Here is a 12,420-nt window from a genome sequence, read left to right as displayed (position 1 = left end):
TCACTCTCTCTTTTTTAATTTTTATAACGCTTATATTATAATGGATTTAAAGAAAAAATCAATCAAATTCATGCTTATAATAAGACTTAAGTCTGGTATAATTGTATATAGAAATAATATTAAACTATGATAAAATATTATTAAGACATATGGCAAGGAAAATTTGCCCAATTTAATGATTAGGAGATAAGGATGAATATAAATAAAAGATTAGAAGAATTAAGATCTTTGATGAAAGATAGAAAAATTGATGCTTATATAGTTGCAAGTTCTGATCCTCATCAATCAGAGTATTTGGCTGATCATTACAAAACTAGAGAATTTATTTCAGGTTTTACTGGTTCTGCAGGAACAGCTGTTATTACATTAAAAGAGGCAAGACTCTGGACAGATTCTAGATATTTTCTCCAAGCCCAGAAGGAATTAGCTTCTTCTGAGTTCGAGCTTATGAAGATGGGGGTAGAGGGCTATCCTACAATCTTAGAATACTTAGATGAAAATATAGCAGAATTCGGGAAAATTGGCTTTGATGGCGAATGCTATTCTGTAACAGGTTATAAAGATTTATCTGAAAATATGGGAGCAAGGATCTTAGTTTCAGATCTTAATTATATTTCTCAAATTTGGAAAGATAGGCCAGAATTGCCAAAAGACAAGGCTTGGATTCACGACGAAAAATATTGTGGCTTAAGTCTTAAAGAAAAACTAGGAATTTTAAGAGAAAAAATGTTAGATAAAGGTTGTGACTATACCTTTATTGGTGCACCAGAAGATATTTGTTATCTACTAAATATTCGTGGCAATGACGTTGACTTTAACCCTGTAATTCTTTCTTATATGCTTATATCCCAAGATAAGGCTTACCTATGCATTGATGAGGATAAGATTGAAGGAAGTGTACGTAATTATCTAGATGAAAATGACATTACAATCTATTCTTATGATTATATTTACACCCTATTAAAAAATATCCCAGGTAAAAACAGGATTTACCTAGATCCTGCGAGGACAAATGTTGCCGTGTATGATGCTATAAATGCAAATGTCAAAATAAGTCAGGGTACAAATCTAACTACTTTCATGAAATCTGTAAAGACAGACACAGAGATAGAAAATATTAAAAAGGCTTATATCCTAGACGGAGTTAGCCTTGTGAAATTCTTTAACTGGCTTGAAGTTGGGGCAAAAACAGGATCTTTAAATGAGCTTGTAGCATCAAATAAACTTCATGACTTAAGAGCTGAGAATGAAAGTTTTATAGAAGATTCATTTGAAACTATAGCAGGTTATAAGGAAAATGCAGCTATAGTTCACTATGCACCATCCAAAACTGGTTCTAAAACTATAAGAGATGAAGGCTTAATCCTTGTTGATTCAGGTGGACATTACAAAGAAGGAACTACAGATATTACTAGAACAATTGCCTTAGGAAGTCTAAGAGAAGATGAAAAGACTGATTACACCCTAGTTTTAAAATCATTTTTATCTCTATTTTTAGCCAAATTTAAAAATAGGACAAAAGGTTCTAGATTAGATATGATTGCCAAGTATCCACTTTGGAAGGCTGGTAAGGACTTCTTCCACGGCACAGGACATGGGGTTGGTTTTGTCCTTACTGTTCATGAAGGCCCACAGGCAATTTCAGAAAGAAATGAAGTTGAATTTGTAGAAAATATGACAACTTCTATTGAGCCTGGCCTTTATATAGAAAACAGTCATGGTATTAGGATAGAAAATGAAGCCTATGTTAAAAAAGCCTTTGATAATGAATTTGGTCATTTCTTGGAATTTGAAACTTTAACTTATGTACCTCTTGATACTAGACCAATAAAGACAGAGATGCTAAGTACAGAAGAAATTGATTGGGTAAATGCCTATAACAGAAAATGCTACGAACTTCTAAGTCCATACCTTGAAGGTCATGACTTAGACTACTTGAAAGAGAGTTGTAAGGAAATTTGAGTCGTAAAGAGCTTAAAGAAAAATTAAAAGAACTACCAGAAAAACCTGGTGTATATATAATGAGAAATGACCAAGGCGAAATAATTTATGTCGGCAAAGCTATTTCTCTAAAAAATAGGGTTAGACAGTACTTTGACAACAACAAAAACAAGGGAGCCAAGGTCCTTGCCATGGTTAGCCATATAGCGGATTTTGAATATATTATTGTTCAAAATGAAGTGGAAGCCTTGGTCCTTGAGTCTAACCTAATTAAAAAAAATAGACCCAAATACAATATTGTTTTAAGGGATGACAAACAATATCCCTATATAAAGATAAATAAAGAAAAATTTCCGAGAATTCAAAAGGTAAGGCAAGTCCATAAGGATGGGGCAGATTATTTTGGCCCTTATCCAGATGCCTATGCAGTAAATGATGCTATTGATCTATTTCATGATTATTATCCCTTTAGGACATGTAATTTAAATTTCGACAAGGGTCAAAGTCTCGATAGACCATGCCTAAATTATTTTATAAAAAAGTGTAATGGACCATGCATAGGTGCTGAAGATGAAGAGAGATACCTAAAAAATATGGAGGATGTTAGGCATTTTCTTGATAAGAAAGACAGGGCTATTCCTGACAAGGTTCTCCAAAAAATGAATGAAGAAAGCGCTAAGCTTAATTTCGAGATGGCCGCAAAGTATAGGGATTATTATAGGGCACTTTCTATAATTTCTGAAAGACAATACGTCACAGAAACCACAGGTGAAGATGTAGATATAATCGCCTTTAGCAAGGGTATGTCTATCATAGTTGTCCAAGTGTTTTTCATGAGAAAGGGTCATATAGTTGATAGGGAACACTTTATTATCAAAAATGACTTTGCTGAAAAAGAAGCAGATATCATATCTTCATTTATCAAGCAATTTTATTTAGACCTATTATTTATTCCTAAAGAAATTCTCGTTCAAAGCTTGCCTAGTGATTTAGAAACTATTACAGACTACTTAAGTCAGAAAAAGGGATCTAAGGTTAGTATCCATCAACCAAAGTTGGGTAAGAAATTTGAACTTGTTACTATGGCTAGCCGAAATGCCACAGATATGCGAATTAAACACGAAAAAAGAATTGATAAAAAAGAAAGAAATAAATCTTCTGGACTTAACCAATTAAAGGAAATTTTAAATATAGACAAGATAAATAGGATAGAGGCTTACGATATTTCTAATACTTCAGGAGTCCAATCTGTTGGATCTATGGTTGTCTTTGAAAATGGTATTTCAGCACCTAAAGAATATAGGAAATTTAAGATTAAAACTGTTGAAGGACCTAATGATTACGCTTCACTTAAAGAGGTCTTAACCCGTAGATTTTCAAATGCAAAGAAAGAAATTGAAAAGGGAAGTACTCACACAGGTTTTGGTAAGCTTCCTGATTTGATTTTGATGGATGGTGGTAAAGGCCAAGTGACAATCGCCAAGGAAGTTTTTAAGGAAATGGAAATTGAAATAGAAGTGGCAGGCCTTGTTAAAGATGATAAGCACACCACTAGGGGGATAATTTATAACAACGAGGAAATTCCTATTAAAAGGAGAGATCCAGTTTATAAATTAATCTATGAAATCCAAGAGGAAGCTCACAGATTTGCTATAAATTACCATAGGTCTCTTATGAGAAAATCCATGAAAAAATCAGAGCTTGACGATATTAAGGGAGTAGGCAAGAAAACCAAGGCTAACTTGTATAAGCATTTTAATACAATAACTAATATTAAAAAAGCAAGCGTTGAAGAACTTATGGAAGTGCCTTTAGTTGGAAAGGAAGCCGCACTCGAAATCTATAAGTATTTTAGGCTGAAAGGATAGTTAATGACAGAATTTAATGATATAAAAGATAAGAGCGATGAAATAACAGAAGTAAACTCAGGTGCAAGTGATAAGACAGTCCACCTATATAAAGTTGTGGAAAATCTGGGTCTTGAAATTATAAGCTCATCTACAGATTATGATGAGATTGTCCTTGAAAATGCAGATGTAAATAGGCCTGGTCTTCAGCTAACAGGTTACATGGAGAGATTTCCATATAAGAGGCTCCAAGTAATTGGGACTGTTGAATATAATTATCTAACAAGTCTTGATAGTAAGATGCAATATGAGAGATTTAGGGGCATCTTATCTTATGATATACCTGCAGTAATTTTTTCTTCTAATAGGGAAATAAATGAGGATATTGTTGACCTTGCTAGGTATTATAACATTACTCTTTTGAGGTCGCCTGCCAAAACAACAAAGTTAATTTCAGATATATCTGATCAGCTAGAATACCAACTAGCACCTACAACTAATGTTCACGGTGAACTCCTAGAAGTTTTTGGTATTGGTGTCTTAATAATGGGAAAATCATCTGTTGGTAAGTCTGAAACTGCTCTAGAACTTGTAGCTAGGGGCCACAGGTTAGTTGCTGATGATATGGTTGACATAACAGCTATTGATAAAAAAATCATTGGAGAAGCTCCAGAAAATATTAGGCATTTCATGGAACTAAGGGGTCTTGGGATTATAAATGTTCGTAGACTTTATGGTTCGGGTGCTATAAAGATGCAAGCTGAAGTGGATATGGTGATTGAGCTAGAACAATGGAAGGATGATTACGAGTATGATAGGCTTGGTATTGATGAGCACTATATAGAACTTTTGGGAATTAAACTACCTCACCTAGTTGTACCAGTTAGGGCAGGTAGAAATATTGCCCTAATAATCGAAGTCGCAGCCATGAACCAAAGGGAAAAAGCTTTTGGATATAATGCTGCAAGGGTGATGACAGATAGTATTTTTCATCCTGAAAGAGTTGAAGAAGAAACAGAATTATAGGAGCATAGCTCCTTTTTTTGTGGATAAATATTTGTAAAGGATAACTTTTTCCTATATAATAAAAATATAGGATTATAAATTTTCCTATAATATATATTTCTTTAATTTAGAAATAAAAGAAGGAAGGTATTTATGACAATAAAAAGAGCTAAGAAAACAATGGATGGAAATACGGCTGCAGCTCATATTTCCTATGCATTTACTGAAGTAGCAACTATATTTCCTATAACACCATCATCACCTATGCCTGAATGCGTCGATGTTTGGGCAGCCAATGGAAGAAAAAATATTTTTGGTAAAGAAGTTATAGTTAAAGAAATGGAATCAGAAGGTGGAGCAGCTGGAGCTATGCACGGTGCTTTAGGAGCCGGTGCCCTTACTACTACATATTCATCTAGCCAGGGACTCTTACTTATGATTCCTAACATGTATAAGATAGCAGGAGAACGTCTGCCTGGAGTATTCCACATAGCAGCAAGGACTCTTGCAACTCACGCCCTATCAATTTATGGCGATCATTCTGACGTAATGGCCGTTAGACAAACTGGTGTGGCTATGATGGCAGCTAACTCTGTCCAAGAGGTAATGGACCTAGGCGCTGTTGCTCATTTATCAGCAATTAAGGCTAGAATTCCTTTCTTACAATTCTTTGATGGTTTTAGAACAAGTCACGAAATCCAAAAAATTGATGTTTGGGACTATAAAGACCTTGCTCCATTAGTTGACTATGAAGCAGTTAAGAAATTTAAAAATACATCGCTAAACCCAGAAAGACCAAAAACTATGGGTACAGCTCAGAAGAATATATTTTTCCAAGCAACAGAAGCTTCAAATACAATATATGAGGAACTTCCTGGCATAGTTGAAGAATATATGAATAAAATTAATGAACTTATTGGTACAAACTATGGTTTATTTAATTATTATGGGGATCCTGAAGCAGACAGGATCTTAATTGCCATGGGTTCTGGCTGCCAAGCTATTAGGGAAACTATTGACGAACTAAGGAAAAAGGGTGAAAAAGTTGGTCTAGTTGAAGTTCACCTATTTAGACCTTTCTCTAAAGAACACTTATTAAAAGTTATACCAAAAACAGTTAAGAGGATTGCTGTTCTTGATAGGACCAAGGAAAAAGGTGCTGACGGCGAACCACTTTATAAAGACGTTGTTACAGCTTTTTATGATGAAGAAAATAAACCGGAAATTATCGGTGGTAGGTTTGGACTAGGATCTAAGGATACTATTCCAGCTGATATAGAAGCAGCTTTTGACAATCTTAAAGGAGAAATGAAAAAAGACTTCACTCTTGCAATTCACGATGATGTGACCTTCAAATCACTCGAAAGAACAGACTTAAGAATCAGACACGAAGGTCAATCAAGGTGCAAGTTCTGGGGCTTTGGTTCTGATGGTACAGTTGGTGCTAACAAGGAAGCTATCAAAATTATAGGTGATAATACTGATATGTATGTTCAAGCCTACTTTGATTACGATTCTAAAAAATCAGGTGGTCTAACAGTATCTCACTTAAGATTTGGTAATGAACCAATTCTTTCAACCTATTTATTAGATGAAGCAGATTTTATTTCCTGTTCAAAACAAGCCTATGTATTTAATTACGACCTTCTTGCAGGACTAAAAGATGAAGGAATTTTCTTATTAAATACAGTTTGGTCAAAAGATGAACTCGAAGACCACTTGCCAGGTTCAATGAAGAGATATTTAGCTAAACACAAGATTAATTTCTATATCATTGATGCAAGCCATATAGCAGAAGAAATTGGACTTGGTTCTAGGACCAATATGATTATGCAATCAGCTTTCTTTAACTTAACTAAGGTTATAGATACTGATGACGCTATGAAATACCTAAAAGACTCTATAGTAAAGGCTTATGGCCATAAGGGTGAAGATATAGTTGCCATGAACTACAAGGCTGTAGATATGGGTGCTAGCGCTTATGAAAAGATTGAAATTCCAGAAACTTGGCTTGATGCTAAGGATGAAGATAAAAAAGAATTAGACCTTCCAGACTTTATTAAAAATATTGTAAAACCAATGGAAGAACAAAAAGAAGATGAAATACCAGTTTCAGCTTTCAAAGATATTGACAACGGTGCATGGGAAACAGCTACAACCCAATACGAAAAGAGGGGAGTGGCCCTAAATGTACCAGAATGGCAAATTGATAAGTGTATCCAATGTAACCAATGTTCATTTGTATGCCCACACGCCGTAATTCGTCCATTCTTAGTAACAGAAGAAGAAAAGGCTAAGGCACCAGCTGGATTCGAAACAAAGAAAGCTATTGGTAAGAGCATGGATGGTTATGATTTCAGAATTCAAATCTCACCACTTGATTGTACAGGATGTGGAAACTGCGCTGATGTTTGTCCAGCACCAGAAAAAGCCCTATTAATGAAACCATTTGAAGTTGAAGTTGAAAAAGAAAAAGATAATTGGATTTTCGCCCATGAAGTGGTTGGCTATAAAGAAGATGTAATGGATGATTCTTCTGTAAAGGGCAGCCAATTTAAGAGACCACTACTTGAATTTTCTGGTGCATGTGCAGGTTGTGGAGAAACTCCATATGCAACAGTAATCACCCAATTATTCGGAGATAGGATGCTAATTGCCAATGCATCAGGATGTTCATCAATTTGGGGGGCAAGTGCACCTTCAGTTTCTTATGCGAAAAATTGTGAGGGAAAGGGTCCATCATGGGCAAACTCCTTATTTGAAGACAATGCTGAGTACGGCTATGGTATGAAACTTGCTACAGACTCTAATAAATACTTATTAGAAGTATATATGAAAGACTTCTTAGATCTTAAACTTGACACTCCACTTAACCAAGCCTTTGAAAAATGGATTGAAAACAAAGATGATGTCAAGGGATCTAAGGAAGCAACAGCTGAAATATTAAGACTTAAGGAAGAAAGAGTTTCCGATGAAAAAGGCCAAGACCTTATAGAAAAAATTTACGATTTAAAAGACTACCTAATCAAAAAATCTGTTTGGATTTTTGGTGGTGATGGCTGGTCCTATGATATTGGATACGGTGGTGTAGACCATGTTCTAGCTAGCGGTGAAGATGTAAATATCCTAGTATTTGATACAGAAGTTTATTCAAATACTGGTGGCCAATCTTCAAAGGCAACACCACTTGCGGCAGTTGCACAATTTGCAGCTTCAGGCAAGAAAGTAAGGAAAAAAGACCTTGGACTAATGTTATCAACCTATGGATATATTTATGTGGCTCAAGTAGCTATGGGAGCTAATCAAAATCAATGTTTGAAGGCTATGAGAGAAGCTGAAAGCTATGATGGTCCATCAATCATTATCGCCTACGCTCCATGTATCAACCACGGAATTAGGATGGGTATGGGTAAATCTCAATACAGGGAAAAACAAGCTGTAGATGCTGGTTATTGGCACCTATGGAGATATGATCCAAGATTAGAAGATGAAGGTAAGAACCCATTCCAATTAGATTCTAAGGAACCAACAGAATCTTTCCAAGAATTTATCCAAGGAGAGGTCAGGTATTCATCTCTTAAGAGATCATTCCCAGAGACTGCTGATCAGCTTTACGAAGAAGCAGAAAAAGCTGCAAAGGCAAGATACAATACCTACAAGAGATTAGCAGGAAAATAATTTTAAATAAAGAAGCAGGCAGATGCTTGCTTCTTTTTATGACCGTGTACAACTTTAAAGAAATAAAATATTATTCATAATAGTTTTAATTATAGGCATATTTATTCATATACTAATACTTCAAAAATGATTTTAAATATAAAAGTGTATAAAAATCATTCTTTTATAAAGTGCTTATAATAGCGAACAAAAAATTGTTTTGAATAAAAATGAAAATATTTTTCTATGCCCTTGACAAAAAATATATAATTAATTATACTTATAGTAGTGTTAACGATAATTGCTTATAATTATATTAGGAGGTCTAGATGACAGTTACTAGAGCAATGAAGACAATGGATGGTAACACAGCAGCAGCACACGTATCATACGCGTTTACTGATGTAGCTACTATATATCCAATCACACCTTCTTCACCAATGCCAGAAAGCGTTGACGTTTGGGCAGCAAACGGACGTAAAAACTTATTTGGTCAAGAAGTTAAAGTTAAAGAGATGCAATCAGAAGCAGGTGCAGCAGGAGCTATGCACGGTTCACTAGCAGCAGGAGCACTTACATCTACATACACAGCAAGTCAGGGTCTATTATTAATGATTCCTAACATGTATAAAATAGCTGGTGAAAGACTACCAGGCGTGTTCCATGTATCTGCAAGAACAATAGCTACACATGCTTTATCAATCTACGGCGACCATTCAGACGTAATGGCAGCAAGACAAACAGGTTGTGCTATGCTTGTATCTAACTCAGTTCAAGAAGTAATGGACCTATCACCAGTAGCTCACTTAGCAGCTATAGAAGGTAGACTACCATTTATCAACTTCTTTGATGGATTTAGAACAAGTCACGAAATTCAAAAAGTAGCGGTTTGGGATTACAAAGACCTAGCTCCACTACTTGACTACGAAGCAGTAGAAGAATTCAAAAACCATTCACTTAACCCAGAAAGACCAAAACACATGGGTACAGCTGAAAAGAATATCTTCTTCCAAAGAACAGAAGCAAGCAACCACGCTTATACAGATATAGTTGGTATAGTTGAAAACTATATGAACAAAATCAATGAACTTATTGATACAAACTACGGTTTATTCAATTACTATGGTGCTGATGATGCTGAAAATATCATCGTTGCTATGGGTTCTGTATGTCAAACAGCAAGAGAAACTATCGACGTTCTTCTAAAAGAAGGCAGAAAAGTTGGTATGGTAGAAGTTCACCTTTACAGACCATTCTCTAAAGAACACTTACTAAAAGCAATACCTGCTTCAGTTAAGAAAATCGCTGTTCTTGACAGAACAAAAGAAAAAGGTGCTGTTGGAAGCCCACTTTACCTAGACGTTAAAGCAAGCTATTATGATGAAGAAGTAAGACCACTAATCATTGGCGGTATCTACGGTCTTTCATCAAAAGATACAATTCCAGCAGACGTTAAAGCAGTATTTGACAACCTTGACAAAGATGAGCCAAAACATGACTTCACATTATCAATCACAGATGATGTTACTAACAAATCACTTCCAAGAGATGACTTCAAAGTTAGACATGAAGGCACAAGCAGATGTAAATTCTGGGGATTCGGTTCTGATGGTACTGTAGGTGCTAACAAACAAGCTATCAAGATCATCGGTGATAATACAGACATGTATGCTCAAGGTTACTTTGACTACGACTCTAAAAAATCAGGTGGTCTAACAGTATCTCACTTAAGATTCGGTAAAGAACCAATTCTTTCAACATACCTATTAGACGAAGCTGACTTTATTTCATGTTCAAAACAAGCTTACGTTAACCAATATGACCTACTAGCAGGTATTAAAGAAGGTGGTACTTTCTTACTAAACACTGTTTGGTCAGTTGAAGATCTTGAAAACCATCTTCCAGCTAAGATGAAGAGAGTTCTTGCTGAAAAGAACATCGACTTCTACATCCTAGACGCAAGCCATATCGCTCAAAACATCGGTCTTGGTGGAAGAACAAACATGATCATGCAATCTGCATTCTTCAACCTAACAAAAGTTATACCAGTAGAAGACGCTGTTAGATTCCTTAAAGAATCAATAGTTAAATCTTATGGTCACAAGGGTGAAGATATTGTAAACATGAATTACAACGCAGTAGATCAAGGTCTTGAAGCTCCAATCAAGGTAGAAGTACCAGCTGAGTGGAAAGACGCTGTTGATGAAGTTAAAGAAGAAAGAGAACTTCCAGAATTCATCAAAAACATCGTTAAACCAATGCTTGAACAAAAAGAAGATGACATTCCAGTTTCTGCTTTTGAAGGTATTGAAAACGGTGAATTCGAATCAGGTACAACTGCTTACGAAAAGAGAGGTATAGCTCTTAACGTTCCAGAATGGCAAATAGATAATTGTATCCAATGTAACCAATGTTCATACGTTTGTCCACACGCTGTAATTAGACCATTCTTAGTAACAGAAGATGAAAAAGCTAAAGCTCCAGAAGGTTTTGAAACTAAAAAAGCTATAGGTAAGGGCATGGATGGATATGACTTCAGAATCCAAGTTTCTCCACTAGACTGTACAGGCTGTGGTAACTGTGCTGACGTATGTCCAGCTCCAAAGAAAGCTCTTCTAATGAAACCTTTTGAAGAAGAAGTTGAAAAAGAAAAAGACAACTGGACATATGCTCACGAAGTTGTTGGCTACAAAGAAGATGTTATGGATGACATGACACTTAAGGGAAGCCAATTCAAACAACCGTTATTCGAATTCTCAGGTGCATGTGCAGGTTGTGGTGAAACTCCATACGCTAAATTAATCACTCAATTATTTGGTGATAGAATGTATATAGCTAACGCTACAGGATGTTCATCAATCTGGGGAGCTTCTGCACCAGCTATGTCATATACAAAGAACCTTGCAACAGGTAAGGGTCCAGCTTGGGGTAACTCACTATTTGAAGATGCTGCTGAATACGGATATGGTATGAAACTTGCAGCTGAAGCAAATACACACTTACTAGAAGATAACATGGCTAAGTTCCTTGAACTAGGTCTTGATTCTCAATATAACGAACCATTCAAAGCATGGTTAGAAGGAAAAGATGATGTAAAAGCTTCTAAAGAAGCTACAGCAGCTATCCTAAATGTTAAAGAAGAAGTAGAAGGCGAAGAAGCTAAGAAATATCTAAACAACATCCTTAAACTAAAAGACTACATGATCAAAAAATCTGTATGGATCTTTGGTGGTGACGGATGGAGCTACGATATCGGATTTGGTGGTGTTGACCATGTACTAGCAAGTGGTGAAAACATCAATATCTTCGTATTCGATACAGAAGTTTACTCTAACACAGGTGGACAATCTTCTAAAGCTACACCACTATCAGCAGTAGCACAATTCGCTGCATCTGGTAAAAAAGTTAGAAAGAAAGACCTTGGTCTAATGATGACTTCTTATGGATATATCTACGTTGCACAAGTTGCTATGGGTGCTAACCAAAACCAAACTCTAAAAGCTATTAAAGAAGCTGAAAGCTATGATGGTCCATCCATCATAATTGCTTACGCTCCATGTATTAACCACGGTATCAGAATTGGTATGGGTAAATCACAATTTAGAGAAAAACAAGCTGTAGAAGCTGGTTACTGGCACTTATGGAGATTTGACCCAAGACTTGCTGACGAGGGCAAAAATCCATTCCAACTTGACTCTAGAGAACCAAGCGGATCATTCCAAGAATTTATTCAAGGTGAAGTAAGATACTCATCACTTAAGAGATCATTCCCAGAAACAGCTGACGAGCTTTACCAAGAAGCTGAAAAAGCTGCTAAGGAAAGATATGAAGCTTACAAAAAACTAGCTAACAAATAAATATTATAAGCAAGAAAGAATCGCCAATTAGTGGCGGTTTTTTCTTTGCAAAAAAATACATAATTTACCTAATTAATTCTTATATAATGATAACAAGTACCATATAAGTGTCA

Annotated in this window: 5 protein-coding genes; all 5 read left to right on the top strand. The window is 35.7% G+C overall.

Annotated elements, in window-relative coordinates; translation table 11 throughout:
• Positions 1-192: 192 nt before the first annotated feature.
• The 5 genes from K8P03_RS09525 to nifJ (K8P03_RS09505) all read left to right on the top strand — a co-directional run bounded on the left by K8P03_RS09525 (position 193) and on the right by nifJ (K8P03_RS09505) (position 12,307).
• A complete protein-coding gene (locus K8P03_RS09525) occupies positions 193-1,962 on the top strand; it encodes an aminopeptidase P family protein (protein WP_223420450.1) in 1,770 nt (589 codons plus the stop codon).
• Positions 1,959-3,809 (top strand): excinuclease ABC subunit UvrC, encoded by a 1,851-nt coding sequence (uvrC, locus tag K8P03_RS09520; RefSeq protein ID WP_223420449.1) that lies wholly within the window; start codon positions 1,959-1,961, stop codon positions 3,807-3,809. The genes K8P03_RS09525 and uvrC overlap by 4 nt, the downstream gene beginning before the upstream one ends.
• Positions 3,810-3,812: 3 nt before the next feature.
• Positions 3,813-4,814 (top strand): HPr(Ser) kinase/phosphatase, encoded by a 1,002-nt coding sequence (gene hprK, locus K8P03_RS09515; RefSeq protein WP_223420448.1) that lies wholly within the window; start codon positions 3,813-3,815, stop codon positions 4,812-4,814.
• Between the two features lie 132 nt (positions 4,815-4,946).
• Positions 4,947-8,471, top strand: coding sequence for a pyruvate:ferredoxin (flavodoxin) oxidoreductase (gene nifJ, locus K8P03_RS09510; protein WP_223420447.1), 3,525 nt, complete (start codon positions 4,947-4,949; stop codon positions 8,469-8,471).
• A 308-nt stretch (positions 8,472-8,779) separates the two neighbouring features.
• Positions 8,780-12,307 (top strand): pyruvate:ferredoxin (flavodoxin) oxidoreductase, encoded by a 3,528-nt coding sequence (gene nifJ / locus K8P03_RS09505; RefSeq protein WP_223420446.1) that lies wholly within the window; start codon positions 8,780-8,782, stop codon positions 12,305-12,307.
• Positions 12,308-12,420 lie beyond the last annotated feature (113 nt).

Origin of the sequence: Anaerococcus murdochii (assembly GCF_019957155.1) — a bacterium.
Taxonomy (GTDB): Bacteria; Bacillota; Clostridia; order Tissierellales; family Peptoniphilaceae; genus Anaerococcus; species Anaerococcus murdochii.
Note: the sequence above shows the minus strand (reverse complement) of the source record. Positions and strands in the feature narration are given on the sequence as shown.

Excerpts from the sequence above, each read along its gene's own strand:
- nifJ (WP_223420447.1), top strand. The coding sequence starts at position 4,947 with ATGACAATAAAAAGAGCTAAGAAAACAATGGATGGAAATACGGCTGCA.
- nifJ (WP_223420446.1), top strand. The coding sequence starts at position 8,780 with ATGACAGTTACTAGAGCAATGAAGACAATGGATGGTAACACAGCAGCA.
- K8P03_RS09525 (WP_223420450.1), top strand. The coding sequence starts at position 193 with ATGAATATAAATAAAAGATTAGAAGAATTAAGATCTTTGATGAAAGAT.
- hprK (WP_223420448.1), top strand. The coding sequence starts at position 3,813 with ATGACAGAATTTAATGATATAAAAGATAAGAGCGATGAAATAACAGAA.